At 73.3% G+C, this 25,087-nt stretch carries 23 protein-coding genes and 1 pseudogene; 14 read left to right on the forward strand and 10 right to left on the reverse strand.

The annotated features are described in order from the left end of the window. The first annotated feature begins 53 nt into the window (after positions 1-53). From GTY58_RS20390 to GTY58_RS20405, 4 genes are all read left to right on the forward strand, one after another. The gene (locus tag GTY58_RS20390) at positions 54-1,478 is read left to right on the forward strand and encodes an MFS transporter (RefSeq protein ID WP_010985334.1); all 1,425 of its coding nucleotides are present in this window, start codon (positions 54-56) and stop codon (positions 1,476-1,478) included. A gap of 208 nt (positions 1,479-1,686) precedes the next feature. Next, positions 1,687-2,190, forward strand: a complete 504-nt coding sequence (locus GTY58_RS20395; protein ID WP_042493317.1) for a hypothetical protein — start codon at positions 1,687-1,689, stop codon at positions 2,188-2,190. Continuing rightward, entirely contained in the window at positions 2,157-2,918 is a 762-nt protein-coding gene (locus GTY58_RS20400) for a futalosine hydrolase (protein WP_078234401.1), read from the forward strand. Before GTY58_RS20395 ends, GTY58_RS20400 begins: the two co-directional genes overlap by 34 nt. After that, positions 2,908-3,762 carry a 1,4-dihydroxy-6-naphthoate synthase gene (locus tag GTY58_RS20405; RefSeq protein WP_010985337.1) on the forward strand — a complete coding sequence of 285 codons (855 nt, stop codon included), beginning with the start codon at positions 2,908-2,910 and terminating at the stop codon, positions 3,760-3,762. The genes GTY58_RS20400 and GTY58_RS20405 overlap by 11 nt, the downstream gene beginning before the upstream one ends. 52 nt (positions 3,763-3,814) lie before the next feature. Here GTY58_RS20405 and GTY58_RS41365 read toward each other — a convergent pair whose 3' ends face one another. Next, on the reverse strand, positions 3,815-4,198 hold the full coding sequence (locus tag GTY58_RS41365; RefSeq protein ID WP_010985338.1) for a cold-shock protein: 384 nt from the start codon (positions 4,196-4,198) through the stop codon (positions 3,815-3,817). A gap of 160 nt (positions 4,199-4,358) precedes the next feature. Here GTY58_RS41365 and GTY58_RS20415 point away from each other — a divergent pair, with 160 nt between their 5' ends. Beyond that, complete coding sequence (locus GTY58_RS20415) at positions 4,359-4,613, forward strand: hypothetical protein (protein WP_037644682.1); 255 nt, start codon at positions 4,359-4,361, stop codon at positions 4,611-4,613. Here the strand turns inward: GTY58_RS20415 and GTY58_RS20420 are convergent, their stop codons facing one another. Beyond that, positions 4,614-5,234, reverse strand: a complete 621-nt coding sequence (locus GTY58_RS20420; RefSeq protein ID WP_107083266.1) for a haloacid dehalogenase-like hydrolase — start codon at positions 5,232-5,234, stop codon at positions 4,614-4,616. It lies immediately after the preceding gene. Between the two features lie 344 nt (positions 5,235-5,578). Further along, positions 5,579-6,629, reverse strand: a pseudogene (locus GTY58_RS20425) (hypothetical protein). Between the two features lie 132 nt (positions 6,630-6,761). On the opposite strand from GTY58_RS20425, the gene GTY58_RS20430 reads away from it, so the two are divergent. Together GTY58_RS20430 and GTY58_RS20435 are read left to right on the forward strand one after the other, a co-directional pair. Beyond that, positions 6,762-9,344 carry a helicase C-terminal domain-containing protein gene (locus GTY58_RS20430; RefSeq protein ID WP_010985342.1) on the forward strand — a complete coding sequence of 861 codons (2,583 nt, stop codon included), beginning with the start codon at positions 6,762-6,764 and terminating at the stop codon, positions 9,342-9,344. A gap of 64 nt (positions 9,345-9,408) precedes the next feature. Continuing rightward, positions 9,409-11,052 carry a DNA repair helicase XPB gene (locus GTY58_RS20435; RefSeq protein WP_010985343.1) on the forward strand — a complete coding sequence of 548 codons (1,644 nt, stop codon included), beginning with the start codon at positions 9,409-9,411 and terminating at the stop codon, positions 11,050-11,052. Here the strand turns inward: GTY58_RS20435 and GTY58_RS20440 are convergent. Both GTY58_RS20440 and GTY58_RS20445 read right to left on the reverse strand, forming a co-directional pair. After that, positions 11,010-12,038, reverse strand: coding sequence for a glycosyltransferase 87 family protein (locus GTY58_RS20440; RefSeq protein WP_078234476.1), 1,029 nt, complete (start codon positions 12,036-12,038; stop codon positions 11,010-11,012). The genes GTY58_RS20435 and GTY58_RS20440 overlap by 43 nt on opposite strands. Before the next feature lie 552 nt (positions 12,039-12,590). Further along, positions 12,591-12,785 (reverse strand): hypothetical protein, encoded by a 195-nt coding sequence (locus GTY58_RS20445; protein WP_037644680.1) that lies wholly within the window; start codon positions 12,783-12,785, stop codon positions 12,591-12,593. A gap of 367 nt (positions 12,786-13,152) precedes the next feature. Between GTY58_RS20445 and GTY58_RS20450 the strand changes: the two genes are divergently transcribed. Then, a complete protein-coding gene (locus GTY58_RS20450; protein WP_010985346.1) occupies positions 13,153-15,201 on the forward strand; it encodes an ATP-binding domain-containing protein in 2,049 nt (682 codons plus the stop codon). A 112-nt stretch (positions 15,202-15,313) separates the two neighbouring features. Here GTY58_RS20450 and GTY58_RS20455 read toward each other — a convergent pair whose 3' ends face one another. The 3 genes from GTY58_RS20455 to GTY58_RS20465 form a co-directional block, all read right to left on the reverse strand. Then, a complete protein-coding gene (locus GTY58_RS20455; protein WP_010985347.1) occupies positions 15,314-16,543 on the reverse strand; it encodes a hypothetical protein in 1,230 nt (409 codons plus the stop codon). A 187-nt stretch (positions 16,544-16,730) separates the two neighbouring features. Continuing rightward, a complete protein-coding gene (locus tag GTY58_RS20460; protein WP_010985348.1) occupies positions 16,731-17,429 on the reverse strand; it encodes a copper homeostasis protein CutC in 699 nt (232 codons plus the stop codon). Positions 17,430-17,617: 188 nt separating this feature from the next. Then, positions 17,618-18,295, reverse strand: a complete 678-nt coding sequence (locus GTY58_RS20465) for a maleylpyruvate isomerase family mycothiol-dependent enzyme (protein WP_010985349.1) — start codon at positions 18,293-18,295, stop codon at positions 17,618-17,620. Between the two features lie 47 nt (positions 18,296-18,342). On the opposite strand from GTY58_RS20465, the gene GTY58_RS20470 reads away from it, so the two are divergent. Continuing rightward, entirely contained in the window at positions 18,343-19,011 is a 669-nt protein-coding gene (locus GTY58_RS20470; RefSeq protein ID WP_037644679.1) for a hypothetical protein, read from the forward strand. A 2-nt stretch (positions 19,012-19,013) separates the two neighbouring features. Then, positions 19,014-20,021, forward strand: coding sequence for a phytoene/squalene synthase family protein (locus GTY58_RS20475; RefSeq protein ID WP_159028996.1), 1,008 nt, complete (start codon positions 19,014-19,016; stop codon positions 20,019-20,021). On the opposite strand, the gene GTY58_RS20480 is transcribed toward GTY58_RS20475, so the two are convergent. Together GTY58_RS20480 and GTY58_RS20485 are read right to left on the reverse strand one after the other, a co-directional pair. Further along, positions 20,011-20,295: a DUF4031 domain-containing protein gene (locus GTY58_RS20480; RefSeq protein WP_010985352.1), complete on the reverse strand. Its 285-nt coding sequence runs from the start codon at positions 20,293-20,295 to the stop codon at positions 20,011-20,013. The two genes, GTY58_RS20475 and GTY58_RS20480, sit on opposite strands and share 11 nt — an antisense overlap. Further along, positions 20,292-20,675, reverse strand: a complete 384-nt coding sequence (locus tag GTY58_RS20485) for a hypothetical protein (protein WP_010985353.1) — start codon at positions 20,673-20,675, stop codon at positions 20,292-20,294. The genes GTY58_RS20480 and GTY58_RS20485 overlap by 4 nt, the downstream gene beginning before the upstream one ends. 56 nt (positions 20,676-20,731) lie before the next feature. Here GTY58_RS20485 and GTY58_RS20490 point away from each other — a divergent pair, with 56 nt between their 5' ends. The 4 genes from GTY58_RS20490 (at position 20,732) to GTY58_RS20505 (ending at position 24,948) form a co-directional block, all read left to right on the forward strand. Continuing rightward, positions 20,732-21,658: a MurR/RpiR family transcriptional regulator gene (locus GTY58_RS20490; protein WP_010985354.1), complete on the forward strand. Its 927-nt coding sequence runs from the start codon at positions 20,732-20,734 to the stop codon at positions 21,656-21,658. A gap of 116 nt (positions 21,659-21,774) precedes the next feature. Beyond that, positions 21,775-22,710, forward strand: a complete 936-nt coding sequence (gene murQ / locus GTY58_RS20495; RefSeq protein WP_010985355.1) for an N-acetylmuramic acid 6-phosphate etherase — start codon at positions 21,775-21,777, stop codon at positions 22,708-22,710. Between the two features lie 16 nt (positions 22,711-22,726). Continuing rightward, a complete protein-coding gene (locus GTY58_RS20500; RefSeq protein ID WP_010985356.1) occupies positions 22,727-24,364 on the forward strand; it encodes a PTS transporter subunit EIIC in 1,638 nt (545 codons plus the stop codon). After that, positions 24,361-24,948 (forward strand): hypothetical protein, encoded by a 588-nt coding sequence (locus GTY58_RS20505; RefSeq protein WP_010985357.1) that lies wholly within the window; start codon positions 24,361-24,363, stop codon positions 24,946-24,948. Before GTY58_RS20500 ends, GTY58_RS20505 begins: the two co-directional genes overlap by 4 nt. The last annotated feature ends 139 nt before the right edge of the window (positions 24,949-25,087 follow it).

The following is a 25,087-nucleotide window of genomic DNA, read 5'->3' on the forward strand; positions in this document are numbered from 1 at the left end:
ACATACGCGCGGTAACCGCACTACGTTCGCCCTTCTCGGGGCACTATGACGGGGTGGCAGCCGCGAAGTCGCCCCAGGGAGCCGCCGGGATCGGTGGGGTCAAGGGGAGCAGCGGGAGTGGCGGATCGGGCCGGGTGCGTGGCGCCGTCCGCTCGGTCGGCCGCGCCCTGCACTTCCCGGTCACCGGAACGGCCCGCGGCATCCGCAGGGCCACACACGCGCACGGCGCAGGCGAGTCCGGCCTCGGCAAACTGATCGAGCTGCACGCGGTGAACGGCGCCGGTGACGTCATGATCACCGTCGCTCTCGCCTCCACCGTCTTCTTCTCGGTGCCCACCGACGAGGCCCGCGGCCGCGTCGCCCTCTACCTCGCCATCACCATGGCGCCCTTCACCCTGCTCGCCCCGGTGATCGGCCCGCTCCTCGACCGCCTGCCGCACGGCCGCCGCGCCGCGATGGCCGGCGCGATGCTCGCCCGCGCCCTGCTCGCGCTGATCATCTCCGGCGCCGTCGCCAGCGGCAGCCTCCAGCTGTACCCGGCCGCCCTCGGCGTACTGGTCGCCTCCAAGGCCTACGGAGTCGTACGCAGCGCCGTGGTCCCCCGTCTGCTCCCACCCCGCTTCTCCCTGGTGAAGGCGAACTCCCGCGTCACCCTCGGCGGGCTGCTCGCCACCGGCGTGGCCGCCCCCATCGGCGCGGGCCTCCAGGCCCTCGGCTCCCGCTGGCCGCTCTACGGCGCCTTCGTGATCTTCGTGGCCGGAACGTTCCTGTCGTTCTCCCTGCCGCCGAAGGTCGACTCGGCCAAGGGCGAGGACACGGCACTGCTCGCGGCGGACCCGGAGCACCTGCACGGCCCGCACCGGGGGCAGCTCAAGCGCCCCGGACTGCGCACCGTGGGAACGGCCGTCACCCACGCCCTCGCCGCCAACGCGGCCCTGCGCTGTCTGTCCGGCTTCCTGATCTTCTTCCTCGCCTTCCTGCTGCGCGAGCACCCGCTCACCGGCGAGAGCGCGGCGGTGTCGCTGGGGATAGTGGGCGTGGCGGCGGGCACGGGCAACGCGCTGGGCACGGCGGTCGGCGCCTGGCTGAAGTCACGCGCGCCGGAGGTGATCATCGTGACGGTGGTGGCCTTCGTACTGGCCGCGGCGATCACGGCGGCCCTCTTCTTCGGCGCGTTCCTGGTCACGTGCCTCGCGGCGGTGGCCGGCTTCGCGCAGGCCCTCGCGAAGCTGTCGCTGGACGCGTTGATCCAGCGGGACGTGCCGGAGCTGGTCCGTACGTCCGCGTTCGCGCGCTCCGAGACCCTGCTCCAGGTGGCGTGGGTGCTGGGCGGCGCGATCGGCATCGCCCTGCCGCTCAACGGCTCGCTCGGCCTCTCCGTGGCCGCCGGGATCGTCGCCGTCGGGTGGCTGACGACGGTGCGCGGGCTGCTCGGCGCGGCCCGGCACGGCGGCCCCGCGCGCCCACGCGTCGACTGACCGCACCGATTCCGCACCCGTCGGCCGCACCCACCCGCCGACCGCCCAGCCACACCTACCTGCCGACCGACGCCGCCCATCCACACCCACCCGCCGACCCCGACCACCTACACCCACCCACCCACACCCACCCAGCCGCACCCACCCGCCGCGGCACGCCGCACCCCCACATGAGGGCGGCGCCGGACCCGCCCGATAGCCTTCGGCCATGACCTCCCTGCCCCGCGGCAGAGCCGCTAATGGAAATCGCGCTGTGCGCCGCCGCCGCGCCGTCGCCGCCGCCGGTGCCGTTTCCGCCGGACTGCTCGTCCTGTCCGCCTGCGACAAGCCGACGCCGCTGTCGACGATCACCGTCGGCCAGAGCTCGGTGAGCTCGGAAGCCTCCTGCTACAACGACGGCAAGCCGCTCGCGACCGCGGACCTGGCGAAGTGCCTGAAGGACACGGACATCAAGTCCATCAAGGTCGACCCCGACGAGACGGTCCGCTTCGGCGTGGACCCGGACGTCGCGAAAAAGGGCTGGACGATCCTGATGAACGGCCAGGCGCTGACCGAGGCCAGCAAGAAGACGTACCGCACGATCCCGGGCAGCGTGTTCTTCAACGCGCAGTACGGCGCGAGCGGCAACTCCACGCTGGTCTCCATCCAGGAGGGCGAGAAGGCGCCGTTCACCGGCCTGTGGTCCTTCAAGCTCAAGAAGGACGCGGGCTGACCACGCCCGCCCCACGCGTCCTCGTAGCCACCGCGGTCCCGGCCGAACGGGACGCGGTGGCACGGGCGTTCACGCCCGCGCCGCACGAGGTCCCGCTCCCGGGGGCGACCCTCCACCGGATCCTCCACGGGAGCGGCGGTCACGACCTGCTGGCCGCCGGCGTCGGCCCCGCCCTCGCCGCCGCCTCCACCGCGACCGCGCTCACCGCGGCCGCCCTCGCCGGCACCCCGTACGACCTCGTCGTCTCCGCCGGGATCGCGGGCGGTTTCCAGCCGGACGCCCCGGTCGGCTCCCTCGTCGTCGCCGACACGATCACCGTGGCGGATCTCGGCGCGGACACCGCCACCGGCTTCCTGCCGGTCACCGAGCTGGGCTTCGGAACCGTCACCCACCATCCACCGGAAACACTCGTACGAGCGGTCGCGGACTCCACCGGGGCGCGCGCCGGAGTCGTGCTCACCGTCTCCACGGTGACCGGCACCGCCGAGCGCGCCGCGGAACTCCGTGCCCGTCACCCTCGTGCGCTGGCCGAGGCCATGGAGGGCTTCGGGGTGGCCGAGGCGGCCGCCGCGCACGGCACGCCCGTGCTGGAGATACGCGCCGTCTCGAACCCCGTCGGCCCGCGCGACCGTGCCGCCTGGCGCATCGGCGACGCTCTCGCGGCCCTCACGGAGGGCTTCGGGAAGCTGGCGCCCGCCCTGGAGAGTTGGAACCCGCATGAGCTCTGAAAGCCGACCGCTGCAGATCGCGTACTCCCCCTGCCCGAACGACACCTTCGTCTTCGACGCCTGGGCCCACGACCGGGTCCCGGACGCGCCCGCCCTCGACGTCACCTTCGCGGACATCGACATCACCAACGGCATGGCCGAGCGCGGCGAGTTCGACGTGCTGAAGGTGTCGTACGCCGTGCTGCCGTACGTCCTCGACGAGTACGCGCTGCTGCCGTGCGGCGGTGCGCTGGGCCGGGGCTGCGGCCCGCTGGTGCTCACCCGCGAGGCGGACGCCGACCTGACGGGCCGAACGGTCGCCGTGCCGAGCGAGAAGTCGACCGCGTACCTCCTGTTCCGCCTCTGGGCGGCGGACACGGTCCCCGGCGGGGTCGGCGAGATCGTGGTCATGCCGTTCCACGAGATCATGCCGGCGGTACGGGACGGCAAGGTCGACGCGGGCCTGGTCATCCACGAGGCCCGTTTCACGTACCAGAACTACGGCCTGCACAAGCTGGCCGACATGGGCGAGCACTGGGAGCGCACGACGGGCCTGCCGATCCCCCTCGGCGCGATCATCGCCAAGCGCTCACTGGGTGTGGAGACGCTCACCCGGCTCGCCTCCGCCACCCGCGCCTCCGTCCGAGCCGCCTGGGCCGACCCCGCGGCCTCCCGCCCGTACGTCCTGGAACACGCCCAGGAGATGGACCCGGCGGTGGCGGACCAGCACATCGGCCTGTACGTCAACGAGTTCACCGCCGACCTCGGCGAGGACGGCTACGCGGCCGTCCGCGGGCTCCTCACGCGTGCGGCGGCCGAGGGGCTGGTGCCGCCCCTCGGCCCTGACGCGCTGAACTTCCCGTGACCGTTGGGATGTCGCATCAGATGTCTGACCGGACGCCTGATGCGACGTCCGTTCAGACGTCCAACTGGTCGGCGACCGCCCGCAGCAGGCCCGCGATCTTCTTGCCCGAGGTCTTCTCGGGATAGCGGCCCTTCTCCAGCATCGGCGTGATGTTCTCGAGGAGGGTCGTCAAATCCTGGACGATGGACGCCAGTTCATCGGGCTTGCGACGCTGTGCAGCCGCAACCGACGGGGTCGGGTCCAGCAGGACCACCGACAGTGCCTGGTCACCGCGCTGCCCGGCGACTACGCCGAACTCCACGCGCTGGCCCGGCTTGAGGGCTTCGACTCCGGCGGGGAGGACCGAGGAATGAACGAAGACGTCACCGCCGTCGTCGCGGGAGAGAAAGCCGAAGCCCTTCTCGCTGTTGAACCACTTGACCTTGCCGGTAGGCACGTCTGTCCTCGTCCTCGTACTCGTCGGAAACTGCTCGGAAAACTGCTCTGGATAGCACTACAGCGGGTCCCGGACCCGCCGGTACCAAGGCTAATGGTCCGGCGGCTGGTGACAAGACGTCGCCGAACCATTCCTTCGCGCTGGGAACTACCCTGGTCCGGTGCGTGACAAAACCCAACCGAATTCCGCCGCGGCCGGTGACCGACTGATCCGTGCCGGAGCCATTGTGTTCTTCGTCGGAGCCGCGGCCACTCTGGTCACCGTGGCCCCACTACTGCTCGGCACCACTCCTTTTCCGACATACATGTTCGGGCTGAGCATGCTTATGGGTGTCGGATTCCTGTTGGCCGGAGCCGGAGTCCTCCAGTCCATCGCGGAAGGGCGCCGCCGGGCGCGCGGCTCCCAGGCGCATTGATCACGAGCGCGAGCGGTGGCTCTCCAGCCAGCCGGGGAACTCCGTGAGGTCGGCCAGTACGACATCCGCGCCCGCCGCCCGCAGTTCGGCCGCGTCGCACGGCCCGGTGGCGACCGCAACGGCGTACGCGTCGGCGGTACGTGCTCCGCGTACGTCTCCGGTGTGGTCGCCGACGTAGACGCCCGCCGCGTGCTCGAGCAGCGCCTCCGCCTTGCCCTCGGCCCACAGGTCGCCGATGACCGCGTCGGGCTCGATGCCGAGGTGCTCCAGGTGGAGCTTGGCGTTGGGCTCGTACTTGGCGGTGACGACGATCGCGCGTCCGCCGGCCGCCTGCACGGCCGCTATCGCCGCACGGGCGCCGGGCATCGCGGGGGTCGGCGCGATGGCGTGCGTGGGGTACATCTCACGGTAGACGTCGGCCATGGCCGCGACCTGCTCCGCCGGGAACCAGTTGACGAGTTCGTCCGCCAGGGGCGGGCCGAGCCGGGTGACGGCCAGGTCGGCGTCGATGTACGTGCCCGTCCGCGCGGAAAGCGCCTGGTAGCAGGCGTGGATACCGGGCCGGGAGTCGATCAGGGTCATGTCGAGGTCGAAGCCGACGGTCAGTGCGCGAGAGGTCATATGGGCCATTGTGCCCAGACGCGGCGCTCAGCCCACGCGGGCCCAGACCCTGAGACGGACCGGCCCCGGACCCGCGCCCCCAGCCGGTCCGGCACCGTGCCACCGGCCCGCACCGCCCAGGATGGGCACCGCCCCGGACCGGGGCCCGTACCCACCCGGACCGGCACCCCGCACCGCACCCCGAATCCCGCACCGCACCGCACCGCACCGCACCTGCACCAGACCCACACCCCGCCGCGGACCCGAATCCGTACCGGACCGGCCGTGGCAGCGGAACCGGAACCGGAACCCGCGCGGGCCCACCCGCGCAAGATCACGGCACGCCCCTCCACGCGCCGCCCGCGTCAGCGTCGCCGCTGGGACCGCCACACCAGGAACAGTGCCGAGGCGACAGCCGCCCCCCGCACCACCCACGGCCAGGTCTCCGTGACCGCGTCGTTCATGTGTCCCGTGGCGATCGGATCCCCCCACCGGCGCTCCGTACGGCCCCACAGCCAGACGATCCCCGCGGCCGCGGCCGCCCCGGGCAGGCCCAGGACCGCCCACTTCGACTCGACGGGCGTCAGCCGGCGGGAGGCGTAGGCGATGAGCCAGCCGAGCCCGAGCGCGAACCAGTTGCCGAGGACGGCACCGGCGACGAGAAGCCCGGCGGCCAGCAGGAGCAGCGGGTTGCTCCAGCCGCTGAGCCGGGGCCTGAGCAGCATCCGGCGCGGAGGCGCGGCGGCGGCCTCCTCGCCCGCGGGAGCGCCGGCCGGCGAGGCGTCGACGACCGGTTCGGCTCCCGGCCCCTGCCCGGCCCCGTGCGGCCGGTCCTCCCGCGCGCTGTCCTCCTGCGGCGGCTTGAGTATCTCGGGGATCTCCACGCCCCCGGTGAACCCGGGCACGCTGTCCCCGAGCCCGAACGGACTGCTGTCCGTCCGCCACCAGTCGGGCTGCGTGGCACTGTCCCCCAGCTCGTGCGTGCCGGCGAGGTGCGGCGGGGAGGGCGCGTCCCGGTCCCGTTCGTGAGCGGACCGCCCGGAACCGGTAACCTGAACGTGAACCGGAGTCGGCCGGCCGCGGACGCGGTACGACCCGGCGCAACCCCCTCGGCCGCGCCTCGGGTTCGGGTTCGCTCACCCGCTGGACGGGGACGGCGGCCCGCGCCTCGGCGGCGCCCCCGGCCGTACCGTCACCCGCGGCGGCGACGACCTCGTCGGGCGTGCCCAGGCGGGCGAGGATGCGACGGACGACGGCCGGACTGTCGACCGGGGTCTTCGCCCGGCGCCGGTCGATCTCGTTGCGCAGCTCGGAGACGAGCCGCATCCGCGTCCCCGACGGCAGCTGCCGCTGCTGGGCCAGGTCTCCGACCCGGCTCAGATAGTCGAAGACGAGCTGGTCACTCTCGATCCCCACGAAGTCCCCTCCGGGGCGGGCGCGTTGGATACCCCGTGGTGACGACGGTAGCGCAGGCGGGCGGCAATCGGCCGGTCCGGCGTTCGCGGACGCGCACCCCCGCCGTCACCCCCACCCGCTAACGTGGATCGGATGAGCAACGAGGACAAGCCGGCGGCAGCCCCCCGTTCCCTCGCGGAAGCGCTCCGCGCGCGGGACGACGCGTCCCTGTCCGCCCTCCTCCGCGCCCGCCCGGACCTCATCACCCCCGTCCCCACCGACCTCACCCAGCTCGCGACCCGCGCCGGCACCCGCGCCAGCGTCGTACGCGCCCTGGAGCGGCTCGACCGGTTCACGCTCCAGACGGCGGAGGCCCTCGCCGTGGCCCCCGACCCGGCGACGTACGACGAACTCCTCGCCCTGATGGCGGGCGACGACGCCGACCGGGCCGTCACGAACGCCCTCCCGCGGGCCCTCGCCGCCCTGCGGGACCAGGCCCTCGTCTGGGGCTCCGACGACCGGCTCCGCCTCGTCCGCACGGCCCGCGAACTGCTCGCGCCCTCCCCCCAGCACCCGTCCCCGACCGGCCTCGGCCCCACGGTCGCGGAGGCCACGGCGGGCATGTCCCCGGGCCGGGTGCAGGAGATCCTGACGGCCGCCGGGCTGCCGACCACGCACGACGCGGTGTCGGCCGTGGCGTCGCTCGGCGCCCTCTTCTCGGACCGCACCCGCATGTCCGCGCTCCTGGACGAGGCCCCCGCCGACTCGCTCGACGTGCTGTCCCGCCTGGTCTGGGGTCCGCCGTACGGGCAGGTCACCGCGGACCCCGCGACGCGGCTGCGCTGGCTCCTCGACCGCGGGCTGCTGCTGCCGACGGCGCCCGGCACGGTCGTACTGCCCCGGGAGGTGGCCCTCCATCTGCGGGCGGGCCGCGCGCACCGTTCCACCGAGCCGCTGCCGCCCCAGGTCGAGATCGCCGCGACCCACCGTCCGCCGCTGGTGGACGCGACGGCGGCCGGCCAGGCGTACACCGCGCTCGCGACGGTCGAGGAGCTGCTGAAGGACTGGCACGAGGGCGGTCCGGCCGTGCTGCGGGCCGGGGGCCTGAGCGTGCGGGACCTCAAGCGGACCGCGGTGGCCCTCGACGTGCCCGAGCCGACGGCCGCCTTCTGGGTCGAACTCACTTACGCGGCAGGCCTGTTGGCGTCGGACGGCGAGGCGGAGGAGCGGTACGCGGCGACCCCCGCGTACGACGAGTGGCTGGAGCTGCCCGCCGCCGAGCGCTGGAGCCGGCTCGCCACCGCGTGGCTGGCGGCGACCCGCACGGCGGGCCTGGTCGGCGGCCGGGACGCCAAGGAGCGCACCCTGTCGGCCCTCGGCCCCGGCCTGGACCGCTCGGCCGCGTCCGAGGTCCGCCGCCGGGTCCTGGCGCTGCTCGCCGATCTGCCCGAGGGCGCCTCGGCCGCACCCGCTTCCGTACTGGCCCGACTGCGCTGGGAACGCCCGCTGCGCGGCACCCACCCGTCCCCGTCCCCGTCCTCGGCGCCCTCCTCCTCGGACGATCTGCGCACCCGCCTCGCCGAGTGGACGCTGTCCGAGGCGGAGCAGCTGGGGTTCACGGGCCGGGGCGCACTGTCCTCGCACGGCCGCGCACTGCTGGGCGCGCCGCCCGCGCCCGCGAAACCCCCGGCCCCCTCCGGCCCGGGCGACAAGCTCCCCGTCCACCACAGGCACCACGACATGCCCGCCGAGCCCCAAGCCGCCCCGCTCTCCCCCGCCGAACAGGCGGCGGCCGCCGCCGAGGCCACCCGTCTCCTCGCCCCGCTCCTGCCCTCCCCCCTGGACCACGTCCTGCTCCAGGCGGACCTGACCGCGGTGGCGCCCGGCCCGCTGGAGCGTCCGCTGGCCGACACGCTCGGCGTGCTCGCGGACGTGGAGTCGAAGGGCGGGGCGACGGTCTACCGCTTCACGCCCGCCTCCGTGCGGCGCGCCCTGGACGCGGGCCGTGCGGCGTCGGACCTGCACGCGTTCCTCGCGGCCCACTCGCGGACGCCGGTCCCGCAGCCCCTCGCCTATCTGATCGACGACGTGGCCCGCAAGCACGGCCACCTCCGCATCGGCGCGGCCTCGGCCTATGTGCGCTGCGACGACGACACCCTGCTGAACGAGATCCTCGCCGACAAGCGCTCCGCCGGACTCCGGCTGCGCCGGCTGGCCCCCACGGTGCTGGCGGCCCAGGCCGACCCGGCGACGCTGCTCGAAGGCCTGCGCGCGATGGGCTTCGCGCCGGCCGCCGAGTCCGCCGAGGGCGATGTCCTGATCACCCGCGCCCACGCCCACCGCACCCCGCCGCGCGCGGCCCCGGAGCCGGTCCCCGACGGCCCCCCGGTGCCCGACACGACGCTCCTGACCGCCGCGGTCCGCGCCATCCGCGCGGGCGATCTGGCCTCCACTGCCCCGCGCAAGCCGACCGCCGACCCGGCCGGCGCGGACGGCGGCCTCCCGCGCACCAGCTCCGCCGAGACCCTCGCCACCATGCAGGCCGCCGTCCTCACCGGCGAGGCGGTCTGGATCGGCTACGTCAACGCGGAAGGCACCGCGAGCCAGCGCGTGATCGCCCCGATCCGCGTGGAGGGCGGCTTCGTCACTGCCTACGACCACACGGCGGACGAGGTCCGCACGTACCCGCTGCACCGGGTCACCGGAGTGGCGGAACTGGCCGACGACCAGGCGTGATCATCCTCCGGTACGGCACACTGGAGGTTTGGCCGTACAGAGCCATGCAGAAAGGGTGCCGCGCGTGAATGGTCCACTCATCGTCCAGAGCGACAAGACACTCCTGCTCGAAGTCGACCACGAGCAGGCGAACGAGTGCCGACGGGCCATCGCGCCGTTCGCCGAGCTGGAGCGGGCGCCCGAGCACATCCACACCTACCGGGTGACCCCGCTCGGGCTGTGGAACGCGCGGGCCGCCGGGCACGACGCCGAGCAGGTCGTGGACGCGCTCGTGCAGTACAGCCGGTACCCCGTGCCGCATGCCCTGCTCGTGGACATCGCCGAGACGATGGACCGCTACGGGCGGCTGACGCTCTCCAAGCACCCGGCCCACGGGCTGGTGCTCACGACGACGGACCGGCCCGTGCTCGAGGAGATCCTCCGGTCCAAGCGGGTCGCCCCGCTCGTCGGCGCCCGCCTCGACCCCGACACCGTCGCCGTGCACCCCTCCGAGCGCGGGCAGATCAAGCAGACGCTGCTGAAGCTGGGCTGGCCCGCCGAGGACCTCGCCGGTTACGTCGACGGGGAGGCGCACCCGATCGAGCTGGCCGAGGACGGCTGGGCGCTGCGGCCGTACCAGAAGCAGGCCGTGGAGAACTTCTGGCACGGCGGCTCCGGCGTGGTCGTGCTGCCCTGTGGCGCGGGCAAGACGCTCGTCGGTGCCGGGTCCATGGCGCAGGCCAAGGCCACCACGCTCATCCTCGTCACCAACACCGTCTCCGCCCGCCAGTGGAAGCACGAGCTGGTGAAGCGGACGAGTCTCACCGAGGACGAGATCGGTGAGTACAGCGGTACGAAGAAGGAGATCCGGCCGGTCACCATCGCCACGTACCAGGTGCTGACGACCAGGCGGAAGGGCGTCTACCCGCACCTGGAGCTGTTCGACTCCCGTGACTGGGGACTCATCGTCTACGACGAGGTGCATCTGCTGCCGGCGCCCGTCTTCAAGTTCACCGCCGATCTCCAGGCGCGGCGGCGGCTGGGGCTGACGGCGACCCTCGTGCGGGAGGACGGGCGCGAGTCGGACGTCTTCTCGCTCATCGGGCCCAAGCGGTTCGACGCTCCGTGGAAGGAGATCGAGGCGCAGGGGTACATCGCGCCCGCCGACTGCGTGGAGGTGCGGGTCAATCTGACGGAGACCGAGCGGCTCGCGTACGCGACCGCCGAGACCGAGGAGAAGTATCGCTTCTGCGCCACCACGGCGACGAAGCGGAAGGTGACGGAGGCGCTGGTCCGGAAGTTCGCCGGGCAGCAGATCCTCGTCATCGGCCAGTACATCGACCAGCTCGACGAGCTGGGCGAGCACCTGAACGCGCCCGTCATCAAGGGCGAGACCAGCAACGCGCAGCGCGAGAAGCTCTTCGACGCCTTCCGGGAGGGCGAGATCAGCGTCCTCGTCGTCTCCAAGGTCGCGAACTTCTCCATCGACCTGCCGGAGGCGACCGTCGCCATCCAGGTGTCGGGCACGTTCGGCTCGCGCCAGGAGGAGGCGCAGCGGCTGGGCCGCGTCCTGCGGCCCAAGGCGGACGGCCACCAGGCCCACTTCTACTCGGTCGTCGCCCGCGACACCATCGACCAGGACTTCGCCGCGCACCGCCAGCGCTTCCTGGCGGAGCAGGGCTACGCCTACCGGATCATGGACGCGGACGAGCTCCTGACGGAGAGCTGAACCAGGACGAGCAGCGCGAGCAGGGGGTAGGGCGAGGCCGGCGGCTGCTGCCACCAGGAGAGCTGGAGGTCCAGGTCGCCCTGGTGCGGGAGCAGCCACAGCGTGCGCGCCGTGAAGACCGCGGCGGTGGCCGCGGCCTGGCGCGGGTGGCCTTCGGCGTACAGCACGGCGATCAGCGGCAGGCACCACACCCAGTGGTGCGACCAGCTGATCGGGGAGACGAGCAGGGCGGTGAAGGCGGCGAGCAGGATGCCCCGGCGCTCGCTGGTGGCGCGCCGGGCGAGCCAGAGGCCGGCGCCCGCGACGACCGCGGTGGGCAGCGCCCAGGCGAGGCCGGGCGACGGCTCTCCCAGCACGCGGGCGACCAGCCCCTGAAGCGACTGGTTGTCGACGATCCACGCCTTGCCGACCCGGCCGGTCTCGAAGATCCGCCGGGTCCAGAAGTCGACGCTGGCGGCGGGGAGTAGGAGCGCGCCCAGCAGTACGGTCCCGGCGAAGGCGGCCGCGGCGGTGGCCGCTTCTCGTCGCCGGCCCCTGAGCAGCAGGTACACGATGAAGACGGCGGGCGTCAGTTTCACCCCGGCCGCGATGCCGAGCGCGGCTCCCCTGCACCGGGCGCCGGGGCGGGTGAGGTCCCACAGGACCAGGCAGGCGAGGGCGAGGTTGATCTGCCCGAAGAGGACGGTCTGGAAGACGGGTTCGAGCCAGAGGGCGAGGGCCGTGGCGGCGCAGACGGCGGGGAGCGGCGCCGGGCGGCCCGCGAGCCGGCCGGAGAGCCGGACGAGCGCGGCCAGCAGGGCCACGTTCCCGGCGACGAAGGCCACCTTGAGGGCGCCCGGGGCAAGCCAGGTTGTCGGTACGAACAGGAGCGCCGCGAAGGGCGGATACGTGGCCGGCAACCCCCACTCGGTGACCGTGAACCCGTACAGATCCGCACCGCTCAGCACGGCGGCGCCCGCGGCCCGGTAGACCAGGGCGTCGGCCATGGGCACGCCCTGGAGGAGACAGAGCGCCCCGAAGGAGCCGAGCGAACAGGCGAGAAGGACGACGCTCGCGGTGGCGGGGTGCCGGAGACGGGCGAGGCGGGACAGGGCGGGGGCCGGCGCAGGCGCCGTCGCACGGGCCGTTGCCACGAAGCGGCGCGCACGTGCCACCGCCACGACTGACCGCACAGGGGCCGCCGCAACGGACCGTGTACCGGCCGACGCCACCGACCCCGTACGGGCCGACGCCACCGACCCAGTACCGGCCGACGCCACCGACCCCGTACGGGCCGACGCCACCGACCCAGTACCGGCCGATGTCACCGACCCCGTACCGGCCGACGCCGCTGATCGTGCGCGGGTCATCGCTACTGATCGTGCGCGGGCCATCGCTACAGATCGCGTACGGGCGATCACATTCCGTCGGGTCACGGAAACGGACCCTAGTGCCCGGGCATCCCGGCCCGGCCGCGGCTCACAGACCCGGCGGCGCCCACGGCACCCACCGGCGGAACCGGTGAAGCCCACGGCACCCACCGGCGGAACCGGCGGAGCCTACCGGCGGTGGACGCCCGCTTCTTCGCCGTACTCGCCGAGGAGCACCACGTCCATCGCCGCGCGGGCGAAGACCTTGACGGCGCGCAGGGCGTCGCCGAGGAGGTGGCGGTGGTGGACGTCGGCCCTGAGGGCGGTGGCGCCGGACGCGGGGCTGTGCCGGGCAGGGCCCGGAGAGAAGGTCGCTGCGCTCATACATCCATCATGGATCCGGCCGCGGCGAATGCGTCGGTCCCAGGACGTAACCCGCACGGCCCCGCCGTACACCTCGGGTCCGTCCCCCGTACGCCCACGGAGGGACCCCGCCCCTTAGGGGCTCCGGCCCGGCCCACCCCAGGGACACCCGGTTCCCTGGTCCGGCGCCCGTATAAATCCGTTGGCTCCCGCATCCTCCCGTCACCTACAATCTCCGCTCCTGCCCGCCTCCCTTCACGGAGAGCCGCCGCCCGGACGGAAACCGGGCGGCAGAACCGCCACCACCCACACGCGACCGTCGACCGTCGGCCGACCCGCCCTCGCGGCAGCCGGCCGGCGCACCGCCACGCCCCGGAGGCATCTCCCCGTGTCCAGCCTGTCCGAGAGTCCCGCCGACCCCCTCTCCCGCGAGCGCGCCCACCTCGCCGGCTCCCGTGCGGCCCTGCGTGCGATGCGCGAGGACGTGGAGAACCTCGACATCCGCGACGTCACCGCCAACTGGGTCAACGCCGAAGTCCTCGCCCGCCAGATCGACGACCGCATCAAGGCGCTCGCGGACCTCAGCCACACCCCCCTCTTCTTCGGCCGCCTCGACTACCTGCACGCCCCGGGCGCCGACCGGGCGGAGGGCGCCGAGGGCGAGCGTTTCTACATCGGGCGCCGGCATGTGCACGACGCCGAGGGCGACCCGATGGTCATCGACTGGCGCGCGCCCGTGTCGCAGCCGTTCTACCGGGCCTCGAAGAAGGACCCGCTGGACGTCGGGCTGCGCCGCCGCTTCGGCTACACGGCGGGCGACCTCACTGCGTACGAGGACGAGCACCTCTCCGACCCGGCCGAGGCGGCCACCACCAGCAAGCTGCTCCAGCAGGAGATCGAGCGCCCGCGCGTCGGCCCGATGCGCGACATCGTGGCGACCATCCAGCCCGAGCAGGACGAGATCGTACGGTCGGGACTGTCCGGCTCCGTCTGTGTCCAGGGCGGGCCCGGCACCGGGAAGACCGCCGTCGGCCTCCACCGGGTCGCGTATCTGCTGTACGCCCACCGTGAGCGACTCGCCCGCACCGGCACCCTGGTCATCGGACCGAACAGGTCGTTCCTGCACTACATCGAGCAAGTGCTGCCCGCCCTGGGCGAGTTGGAGGTCAAGCAGGCCACGGTCGACGACCTGGTCGCACATGTCGAGATCCGGGGGACCGACGACGCGGCCGCCGCCGTCATCAAGGGCGACGCCCGGATGGCCGAGGTGCTGCGGCGGGCCGTCCGCTCGCACGTCACCCTGCCCACCGAGCCGGTCGTGGTGGTGCGCGGCTCCCGTCGCTGGCGCGTACCCGCCTACGAACTCGAGCAGATCGTCCGGGAGTTGATGGACCGTGACATCCGCTACGGGGCCGCCCGCGAGGCGCTGCCGCAGCGGATCGCGCACGCCGTCCTGGTCCAGATGGAGCGGTCCGGCGAGGCGCCCGACGACCGGGTGCAGGACGCCGTCGCCCGCAACGCCGCCGTGAAGGCGGCCGTCAAGGCGATCTGGCCGCCCGTCGACCCCGCCAAGCTCGTCCTGCGTCTGCTCACCGACGCGGACTTCCTCGCCGTGCACGCGGACGGAGTCCTCGAGGAGGACGAGCGGAAGGAGATCCTCTGGGCGCGGCCCGTACGCAGCACGAAGACCGCCAAGTGGTCGGCCGCCGATGCCGTACTGATCGACGAGGCGACCGACCTCGTCCAGCGGACGCATTCGCTCGGGCACGTCGTGCTCGACGAGGCACAGGACCTGTCCCCCATGCAGTACCGGGCCGTCGGCCGTCGCTGTACGACCGGTTCGGCGACCGTGCTCGGCGACCTGGCGCAGGGCACGACCCCGTGGGCGACGCGGAGCTGGGACGAGGCGCTGGCGCACCTCGGCAAGGGCGACGCGGTGATCGAGGAGCTGACGGCCGGTTTCCGCGTGCCCACCGATGTCATCACGTACGCGTCCCGGCTGCTGCCGCACATCGCGCCCGGACTGACGCCGGTGGCGTCGGTGCGTGAGAACCCGGGCTTCTTCGAGGTGCGTACGACGGCCACCGACGCCGCGGTGATCGACGCCTGCGCGGAACTGCTCCGCAACGAGGGCTCGATCGGCCTGATCGCCGCCGACGCACGTGTCCCGGCGCTGGCCGAGGCGCTCACGGCGGCCGGGATCGGCCATCTCGGTCCGGGCGAGGAGACGACGCACGACACCCGGCTCACCCTCGTACCGGCGTCGCTGGCCAAGGGCCTGGAGTACGACTACGTGGTCCTGGACGAGCCGCGGGCCGTCGTCGACGGCGAACCGGACGAGCGGACGGGCCTGCGCCGCCTGTACGTGGCCCTCACCCGTGCGGTCTCCGGCCTGATCGTGACGCACACGGCGCCCCTGCCGAGCCAGCTCGGCTGACGCACACGAAGCCCCCGGCGCCCACCGGCGCCGAGGGCCCCGTCGTCGTCACGTCGTCGTCACGAGATCGTCGCGCCGGGCCCGAAGGCCGGCCGCCCTACCTGAAGCCGCCCTACTTGAACTTGTTGCTGGTCGCCAGATAGACCTGCTTGGCGTTCTTGCCCAGGCGCGGTCCGGACACGAAGGTCCGGCGGTCGCTCAGCGAGTTGTTGGACACCAGATACGTACGCCCGTTGTGCGCCAGGAACCAGGGTCCGCCCGACGCCCCGCCGTTCAACGTGCAGCCGAGCATGTACTGGGCCGGGTAGTCGCTCGGGTAGCGGTAGCCGAGCACCAGGCGCTTGGTGGCGCCGCGGCAGTCGTACATCTTCGAGCCGTCGTACGGCGACTCGGCGGGGTAGCCGCGCGCCTTCATCGTCTTGATCTTCTTCGCCGACGGGGCGTTGAACCACACCGGCAGGGCCGAACCGATCTGCTCCTGAAGGGACTTGCCGCCCTTCTCGGGCTTCACGTGCAGCACGGCGTAGTCGTACGCGTAGGCCGTCGTGGCCTGGTGGGCGCCGCCCTTGATCCACGCCCCGGACGTGGTCGCCCAGTCGGACCACCAGATGCCGTACGGGGAGACGCTCTTGGAGCGTGCGTTCTGGGAGGCCTGCTGGATGTTCAGCCGGGCGTCGTTGTTGTACGACGGCACGAAGGCGATGTTGCGGTACCAGCCGCCGCCCTTGCCCGCGTGCACGCAGTGGCCGGCGGTCCACACGAGGTTGGACTTGCCGGGGTGCGCCGGGTCGGTGACCACGGCGGCGGAGCACACCATGGATCCCTGGGGGCTGCTGAAGAACAGCTTGCCGACGGGCGGCGCGGAGTGGTGGTAGCTCGCCGCCACCCGCGTGGCCGACTTCTTCTTCACCGTGCCGTCGGGCAGGTACGTCTTGGTGGTGCCGCTGGAGCCGGAGCTTGCGCTGCCCGCGTCGACGACCGCGGGTGCGTTCGCCTTCGCCTCGGCCATTTTCTCCGGGGTCCAGAAGTTCTCGATGTACGGGTTGGCGAAATCCTCCGCCTTGGAAGCCCAGTTGCTGTAGTCCTTCCAGCCGCCGTTCTTCCACTGCCGCAACGCTTCACCGGTGAGGTCGGTGGGGACGCCGGCCGGGAGCTTGTAGCCCCCGATGGTGGTGTCCCCGTCGTCCTGACCGGTGTCGATCTTCTGGTCCGCCTGGGCCGACGACGACGGCGATGCCTTCGCGTCGTCGGTCTTCTCGCTGTCGCAAGCCGTTGCGGTGACCAGCACCGCGGCGATCACGGCGGTTGCGGCCGTGACGCCGCGGCGGCGTATGGATGGCATGGAGCTTTGTCCCCCTGTGACTGAAACTTGTCATGCCCCGGCTTGGCCGGGAAACGTCCCTACTATGCATGCAGAGGGCGGTTCAGTGATCGCCGGGGGACACTCCGCACACAACAACTACCGGGCGGAGATCCCTCCGTGACATGACGTCACGTCAGGACCCGAGGCCGGGTGGGGCCACGCGCGGTCACGCGTCGACGGCGGTCCGCCACTCCTGTACGGCCTGTGCCGAGACCGGCCCGGACCAGCCGGCCGGGCGGGCCGCGCCGCCGATGTGGAAGGCGTCGATGCCGGCGGCGCGCAGCCGCGGGACGTGGTCGAGACGCAGGCCGCCGCCGACGAGGAGCCGCTGGGTGTAGCCGGGCTCGCCGCTGCGGGCGGCCTCGGCGAGCAGGGTGGGCAGACCGTCGTCCACGCCGTCGGCCGACCCCGCCGTGAGGTACGCGTCGAGCCCCGGCAGATCCGCGAGCTGCTTGCGCAGGGCGTCGCGGTCGGCGGCGCGGTCGATCGCGCGGTGGAAGGTCCAGTGGCAGCCGTCCAGGTCGGCGACCAGCCGCTCCACGGCGTCGAGGTCGGCACCGCCGTCCTCACCGAGGAACCCGAACACGAACTCGTCGGCGCCCGCGGCCCGCAGCTCCCCGGCGGCGCGGACGAGCGCGGCGAACCGGTCGGCGTCCCCCGCCGCGAACCCGTCCGCCGGCCGCAGCATCACGCGCAGCGCGATGTCGACGGCGGCCCGGATCCGGGCGAAGGTCTCCACCGGCGGGGTCAGCCCGTCGGCGGACATGTCCGCGACCAGTTCGAGGCGGTCCGCGCCTCCGGCCTGGGCGGCGACCGCGTCCTCGGCGTCGAGGGCGATCACCTCCAGGACTGCACGCGTGCTCATAGGACCCCTTCCGTTGGTTCTCCTCGGAGCGGCTACAGGTCTAGTCCAATCTCCAAGACTACGCCCGTACGCGCCGCGCCCGCGAGAAGATCACCGGGAGCGGGTCGAACCAGCCACCGCGAACGCCGGCCACCGTGTCCGCCGGAAGCCGAGTCCGCCAAAAGCCGTGCCCGCCGGAAGCCGGCCGGTCAGCGTCCGAAGATGTTCAGCTCCCGCTCCCCCGCCCCCGCGAGTTCGTACCGCGTGCCGACGAGCGGGCGGCCCGCGTACAGCCGTACGAGGGTCGGGGCGTCGCCGATGTAGCGCGCCGGGGTCCGGTCCCCGGCCGCGTCGCCCAGCAGCAGCGGCTCGTCGAGGTCGTCGAGGTCGGCGTGCAGCGGGACGTGCCGCTTCTCGCGGCTGACGTGGGCGAGCAGCAGGAGCGCGTGCGCCAGCCCGCCGCCCCCGTACGCCCCCGGCTCCCCGAACGCCTCGCGCACGTCGCCCGCGTGCACCCACTCGCCGAGCGCGACCATGTCGAGGGCGCCGCCCGCCTTGGCGATCACGGCCCCCGCCTCGGTCATGCCGCGTTCCAGCTCGTCGACGACCTGCGTGTTCGTCCAGTCACCGCGCTCGGCGATGTCCCGCTCGTTCGCCTCGGGACTGAACACGCCCTCCTCGAAACGGCTCTCCACCACCCGCGTCAGCGCGGCCGAACAGTGCGCGAGCACATGCCGCACCGTCCACCCGGGACAGGCGGTCCGCAGCGCGAAGTCGCCGTCGGGACGGGCCCGCAGGAGGGGAATCAGGGCGTCGCGCTCGGTGCTCAGGAGGCGGCCGGGAAGCTCGGGGTCTCGTACGTCGTCATACCGGTCTGCGATCGTCATGCCTCCCACGCTAGGGGCCCACCGGCGCGGACGGGAGAATGAGGCGCATGGTCGATCACGACGCACTGCACCGCCGCTGGCTCGGCGCCCTGGTCGGGGCGCGGGGCGGCGCCGCCCAACCCGATCCGGCGCCGTACGGCGAGAACCTGCTGCGTCGCTGGTCGGAGCCGCAGCGGCGCTACCACACGGTCGAGCACCTCGCGGCGGTCCTCGATCGCGTCGACCTGCTGGCGGAGTACGCGGACGACCCCGACGTGGTGCGTCTGGCCGCCTGGTTCCACGACGCGGTCTACTTCCCCGACCGCTCGGAGAACGAGGAGCGTTCCGCCCGCCTCGCCGAGCGCGCGCTCCCCGAGGCCGGGGTGTCCGGGGCGAGGACCGCGGAGGTCGCCCGCCTCGTCCGCCTCACCGTCACCCACGACCCGGCCGACGACGACCGCGACGGCCGGGTGCTGTGCGATGCCGACCTGGCGATCCTGGCGGCACCGCCGAAGACGTACGCGGCGTACGCGGCCGCGGTCCGCGAGGAGTACGCGTTCGTTCCGGACGACTCGTTCCGGGCGGGCCGCGCGGCGGTACTGCGCCAACTCCTGGACCTGCCCAGGCTGTTCAGGACGCCGTACGGGGAGCGGGAGTGGGAGGAGCGGGCCCGGGAGAACCTGCGGGAGGAACTGGCGCGGCTCGACGACCGCGGGACCAGCGGAGCGGCACAGTGAAGGTGACGAAGACGTCCGGCGCCGTGCGGACACCCTGGCAGCGCGCCCTGGACTCGGCCGGGATCACGACAGCCAAACTGCGCCGCGACTACACCACCGCCGCCCGGCGGCTCCTGACCCGCGAGACCGCCGGCTACGCGGCCGTCCGCGCCCTGCTGCCCGCCCGGTTGCAGCCGCACCTGGTGGCCGCCACCGCGTTCTCCTGCGCCACCGACGACATCGTGGACGCCGAGCGCCCCGTCGCCGTGCGCACCGCTGCGTTCGGGCGATGGCGTGAGGCGACCCGCACGGCGCTGGACACCGGCCGGTCCCGCTTCCCGGTACTGCGGGCCTACGCCCACACCGCGGCCGTGTGCGAGCAGTCCCCGGGCGGCGTCCTGGAGTATCTCGAAGGGACGGCGGGCGACCTGGAGTTCACCGGCTTCGAGACCGAGGCGGCCTACCAGGCGTACGTGGACCGCCTCACGCTGCCGTTCCTGATGATCAGTACGGGGCTCCAGTACCCGGGGGGCGGCGACCCGGCCGTCCGCGCGCGCTGGCGCCCCTTCGCCGACGCCAGCCAGCGCCTGGACTTCCTGACCGATCTGCACACCGACCTGCGTGCGGGGCGGCTGTGCCTGCCGCGCGAGGACCTGACGCGGCACGGGGTCACGGTGACCGATCTGGCGGGGGCGCGGGACACGTACGGGGTACGGCGGCTGATCGCCGAGACCTGCGCCAGGACGCGTGCGGCGCTGACCGAGGCGCACGGCGTCCTGGAGATCGCCACCCCCGACTACCAGCCCCTGGTCCGGGCCGGACTGTCCCTCTGGGAACACCGTCTGAACGAGGTGGAGCGCCGGGGTGCGGCCGTCCTGCGCCGCCCGGTGTCGACGGGAATCCGCGAACCGCTCTCGATCCTGCTGCGCGAGACGCGGGAGCGGGGGCGGGAACGGGAGCGGGGGCAGAGACAGGGACAGGGACAGGGACAGGGTCGCGCGTCGGCCTCGGACGGGGTATTCAGCGACTGACCGGGCCCGCGGGACCCCGGTGCTTCGGCCTGCGCAGCCCGGACGCGTGCAGCAGTCGTACGACCTCGCGGCTGCTGACCTCCAGCGCCCCCGCCCGCACCGCGTCCGCGTACCGGTGGGAGGGAAGGTCGTAGTGGTCGCGCTCGAAGGCCCGCCGGGGGACGCCCAGCCCGTCGGCGAACAGGCGCAGTTCGTCGAACGAGACGTCGCTGACCAGGTGGGACCACAGGTGTCCGTGCCCCGGCCAGGTGGGTGGATCGATGTACAGCGTCACGAGGACGACTTCCCGCCTGTCGCCGACCCCAGCGTCCCCACCGACGCGACCTTCACGCCCGCCTTGTGGCACACCCAGTGCGGGTCGGGGCCGAGCTCCGGCTCGACGTCGAGCGCGTGCGGGTCGCCGGCGCCGCACACCGGGCACAGCGGCCAGCGGCCGTACCGCTCCAGCAGCGCGTCCTGCACGTCCTGCGCGACCAGCCCGGCCACGTAGTCCGCGCCGTCCGGCCACTGCTCGAGCCACCAGCGGCGCTCCACGACGGACTCCTCGACGAGGGAGACGACGTCCGCCTCGGCGACCTGGCCCGCGACCAGATCGGCGAGCACCAGGGCGCGAGCCGCGTGCAACGCCTGCTCCAGGGGGCTGATGGGGTCCATGCATCCATTGTGCGCACTCTTGACCGTAGCTCCGAACAGAAAATATCTTTCATGGCGTGACCCATGACGTGAAGGAAATTTTCGCGGGCACGACCGGCGGGGCGCCGCCCGCCCCCGCCGCGCTCGCGGCCAAGGTGCGCACGCTCGCGCCGTCGATGACCCGCTCCATGCAGCGGGTCGCCGAAGCCGTCGCCGGCGACCCGGCCGGCTGCGCCGCCCTCACCGTCACCGGCCTCGCCGAGCTCACCGGCACCAGCGAGGCCACGGTGGTACGCACCGCCCGCGTCCTCGGCTACCCCGGCTACCGCGACCTGCGCCTCGCGCTCGCCGGTCTCGCCGCCCAGCAGCAGTCGGGCCGCGCGCCCGCCGTCACGGCGGACATAGCGGTCGACGACCCCATCGCGGACGTGGTCGCCAAGCTCGCGTACGACGAGCAGCAGACCCTCGCCGACACCGCGGCCGCGCTCGACACCGTCCAGCTCGGCGCGGCCGTTACCGCCCTCGCGGCCGCCCGCCGCGTCGACGTGTACGGCGTGGGGGCCTCCGGTCTCGTCGCCCAGGACCTCACGCAGAAGCTGCTGCGCATAGGCCTGATAGCCCACGCGCACAGCGATCCGCACCTCGCCGTCACCAACGCCGTGCAGTTGCGCGCCAAGGACGTGGCGATCGCGATCACGCACTCCGGCTCGACCGGCGACGTCATCGAACCCCTCCGGGTCGCCTTCGAGCGCGGGGCGACGACGGTCGCGGTCACCGGCCGTCCGGACGGGCCCGTCACGCAGTACGCGGACCACATCCTGACCACGTCGACGGCGCGCGAGAGCGAGCTGCGCCCGGCCGCGATGTCGTCCCGCACCAGTCAACTGCTCGTCGTGGACTGCCTGTTCGTGGGAGTGGCGCAGCGGACGTACGAGACGGCGGCGCCGGCCCTGTCCGCCTCGTACGAGGCGCTGGCGCACCGGCACCGCAACACTCCGCGGTAGCGCTCCGCGGTAGACCGGAAGGACTGAACGCCGCGGGTCGCCCATGGCCGGTCGCGCAGTTCCCCGCGCCCCTGAGGGGCGCGACACCACACCGCACGTGGAAAGAGCCACCCCAGATGACATCCATGTCCCACCACCGCAGTCTTCAGGCCGAGTTGGAGACGCTGACGACCGAGGCGTTCCGGCCCGAACTCGCCGAGATCGACCAGTTGCCCACCCTGGAGATCGCGCGGCTGATGAACGGCGAGGACGCGACCGTCCCCGCCGCGGTCGCCGCCCGCCTCCCGCAGATCGCCGCCGCGATCGACGCCGTCGCCGACCGGATGGCCCGGGGCGGCCGCCTGGTCTACGCGGGCGCGGGCACGGCCGGCCGGCTCGGCGTGCTGGACGCGTCCGAGTGCCCGCCGACCTTCAACACGGACCCGTCCGAGGTCGTGGGCCTGATCGCGGGCGGCCCGAGCGCCATGGTGACGTCGATCGAGGGCGCCGAGGACTCGAAGGAGCTGGCGGCCGGGGACCTGGCCGGGCTCGGGCTGACGGCGGACGACACGGTGGTCGGTGTCTCCGCCTCCGGCCGCACGCCGTACGCGATCGGCGCCGTCGAGTACGCGCGGGCCCGGGGCGCCCTCACCGTCGGCCTGTCCTGCAACGCGGACAGCGCGCTCGCGGCGGCCGCGGACCACGGCATCGAGATCGTGGCCGGCCCCGAGCTGCTCACCGGCTCCACCCGGCTGAAGGCGGGCACGGCCCAGAAGCTCGTCCTCAACATGCTGTCGACGATCACGATGATCCGCCTCGGCAAGACGTACGGGAACCTGATGGTCGACGTACGCGCCTCGAACGAGAAGCTGCGGGCCCGCTCCCGCCGCATCGTGGCCCTGGCGACGGGCGCGGCGGACGAGGAGGTCGAGCGGGCCCTCGCGGCCACGGACGGCGAGGTGAAGAACGCGATCCTCACGATCCTGGGCGGGGTCGACGGACCGACCGCCGCCCGCCTTCTGGAGGAGAGCGACGGCCATTTGCGCGCGGCGCTCGCGGCGGCGCCCCGCTGAGCAGCACGCTCGGCAGGTGCGTACCACTCCTCACTCAGCCACGGCCGCCGCGATCCTCCCCCTGGTCGGCGGCGCCGCGAACGTCACCTCCGTCGCCCACTGCATGACCCGCCTGCGCCTGGGCCTGGCCGACCGCTCCCTGGTGGACGAGGAATCCCTCAGGGCGCTGCCGGCCGTGCTGGGGGTGGTGGACGACGACACGTACCAGATCGTCCTCGGCCCGGGAACGGTCGCGAAGGTGACCCCGGAATTCGAGAAACTGCTGGCATCGGAAACCACCGAGGCACCGGCGAACGCGCTGCCGGTGACCGCCGGGGCCCCGACGCCCGCAGCACCGACGGCCGCCGAGGGACCGGCGACCTCCGAGACTCCGGTAGCCGCCGAGCCCCCCGCTCGCGGTAGCGCTCCCGGTACCGAGGCCGCCCGGCTCGCGGCGCGCGGCGCCGCCTTGAAGGCGGCTCAGCGGCAGCGTCACGCGACCCCCGTACGCCTTCTCCTGCGCCGGATCGCCAACATCTTCGTCCCGCTGATCCCGGCCCTGATCGGCTGCGGCGTCATCGCGGGCGTGAACGGCCTGCTCCTGAACCTGGGGTGGCTGCCCTCCCTCACCCCCGCCCTCGCCGCCGTCGCCTCCGGCTTCATGGCCCTGATCGCGGTCTTCGTCGGTCACCACACGGCGAAGGAGTTCGGCGGCACCCCGATCCTCGGCGGCGCGGTGGCGGCGGTGATCGTGTACGCGGGGGTGGCGAAGGTGACGGTGTTCGGTACGACGCTGTCCCCGGGCCAGGGCGGTGTCCTCGGCGCGCTGGCGGCCGCGCTCCTGGGAACGTACGTCGAGAAGTGGTGCCGCACCTGGGTCCCGGACACCCTGGACGTCCTCGTCACCCCCACGCTCACGGTCCTGCTGACCGGCCTGGTGACCCTGTACGGCCTGATGTACGCGGCCGGAGCGGCCACGTCGGCCATCGGCACGGCGGCGACCTGGCTCCTGTCCACGACGGGCGTCTTCGCCGGCCTGATCCTGGGCGGCCTGTTCCTCCCCCTGGTGATGCTGGGCCTGCACCAGGCCCTCATCCCCCTCCACACCACCCTCATCGAACAGCAGGGCTACACGGTCCTCCTCCCCGTGCTGGCGATGGCGGGCGCGGGCCAGGTCGGCGCGGCCCTCGCGGTGTACGTCCGGCTGCGCCACGACCACTCCCTGCGTACGACGATCCGGTCGGCGCTCCCGGCGGGCCTGCTCGGCGTGGGCGAACCCCTGATCTACGGCGTCTCGCTCCCCCTCGGCCGCCCGTTCCTCACGGCCTGCGCGGGCGGCGCGGCGGGCGGCGCCTTCGTGGGCCTCTTCTCGATGCTGGGCGACCGGATCGGCTCGACGGCGATCGGCCCGTCGGGCTGGGCCCTGTTTCCGCTGCTGGCGGGGAGCGGGGGCCTGCTCCCCAGCGCCGCGATCTACGCCGGCGGCCTGCTGACGGGGTACGCGGTGGGGTTCGGGGCGACGTACTTCTTCGGCTCGTTCGGCGTTGTCGGTGGCGTGTGCGAGGCTGAACGCACTGATATCGCCGCACCGACCGGCACCGCCGCACCGGCCATGACCACCACCCCGACCGACACCGCCGCCCCGCACGACCCGGAAGGGAACCGCACCCTGTGAACCACGCGCAACTGACCGCTCTGGGCCGCGCCCTGCGACTCGTCGGGGAGCACGGCGAGGCACTGAGCTCACAGACGCCCGACGCGCGCCTGCACGAGGTCAAGGCCGACCTGAAGCGGGCCCTCGACCTGCTGGAGGACAGCGTCAGCGCGGCGGCGCCCAGCACCCGCTGCGCCGAGCATCCGAACGGCCCGGTCGACGAGGACGCGCCCGACCTGTGTCTGCTGTGCGAGACGCGCCGCCGCGCCGCCCGCCGCTCCCAGGTGAACGACACGTACCCGCACGGCAGGCCGCCCGGCGCGGACGGCACCGCCGAGCGCGCCCAGTCCCGCTACGGGGTGCGCGGCGACCGCCCCCAGCCCCAGCAGCGCTGGCTCCCGGAGCTGTGGAACGGCCAGGTCTGGCAGCTGTGCGGCACCCCGCGCCGGGACAAGCGCGAGGCGGAGCAGTACCTCGCGGCGCAGCGCAGAGGCCCGCGCCCGGCGATGGCCTACCGCCTGGTGCACGAGTTCACCGACTACGAGGTCCTGCGCATCTGGGGCGAGCCCCTGAAGGTGGACATCGAGCCGATGGGAAACCTGTAGAAGCGCCGCTGGGAACCCGTAGGAGCGCCGCCGGGAACCCGTAGGAGCGCCGCCGGGAACCCGTAGGAGCGCCGCCGGGCACCCGATGCCTCCTGGTGTGCCCGGCCCGGGTGCGACTATGGGGGGATTCCAGGGTGAG

The organism is Streptomyces sp. SID5469, assembly GCF_009862865.1.
GTDB lineage: Bacteria > Actinomycetota > Actinomycetes > Streptomycetales > Streptomycetaceae > Streptomyces > Streptomyces avermitilis.

What these genes read in the sequence shown, in the direction of transcription:
- GTY58_RS20465 (WP_010985349.1), bottom strand. Translation starts at nt 18,295, where the DNA reads ATGACGATCGCAGACCGGTATGACGACGTACGAGACCCCGAGCTTCCC.
- GTY58_RS20455 (WP_010985347.1), bottom strand. Translation starts at nt 16,543, where the DNA reads ATGCCATCCATACGCCGCCGCGGCGTCACGGCCGCAACCGCCGTGATC.
- GTY58_RS20445 (WP_037644680.1), bottom strand. Translation starts at nt 12,785, where the DNA reads ATGAGCGCAGCGACCTTCTCTCCGGGCCCTGCCCGGCACAGCCCCGCG.
- GTY58_RS20460 (WP_010985348.1), bottom strand. Translation starts at nt 17,429, where the DNA reads ATGAGCACGCGTGCAGTCCTGGAGGTGATCGCCCTCGACGCCGAGGAC.
- GTY58_RS20440 (WP_078234476.1), bottom strand. Translation starts at nt 12,038, where the DNA reads ATGGCCGACGCCCTGGTCTACCGGGCCGCGGGCGCCGCCGTGCTGAGC.
- GTY58_RS20395 (WP_042493317.1), top strand. Translation starts at nt 1,687, where the DNA reads ATGACCTCCCTGCCCCGCGGCAGAGCCGCTAATGGAAATCGCGCTGTG.
- GTY58_RS20470 (WP_037644679.1), top strand. Translation starts at nt 18,343, where the DNA reads ATGGTCGATCACGACGCACTGCACCGCCGCTGGCTCGGCGCCCTGGTC.
- GTY58_RS20420 (WP_107083266.1), bottom strand. Translation starts at nt 5,234, where the DNA reads ATGACCTCTCGCGCACTGACCGTCGGCTTCGACCTCGACATGACCCTG.
- GTY58_RS20405 (WP_010985337.1), top strand. Translation starts at nt 2,908, where the DNA reads ATGAGCTCTGAAAGCCGACCGCTGCAGATCGCGTACTCCCCCTGCCCG.
- GTY58_RS20485 (WP_010985353.1), bottom strand. Translation starts at nt 20,675, where the DNA reads ATGGACCCCATCAGCCCCCTGGAGCAGGCGTTGCACGCGGCTCGCGCC.
- GTY58_RS20430 (WP_010985342.1), top strand. Translation starts at nt 6,762, where the DNA reads ATGAGCAACGAGGACAAGCCGGCGGCAGCCCCCCGTTCCCTCGCGGAA.
- murQ (WP_010985355.1), top strand. Translation starts at nt 21,775, where the DNA reads ATGACATCCATGTCCCACCACCGCAGTCTTCAGGCCGAGTTGGAGACG.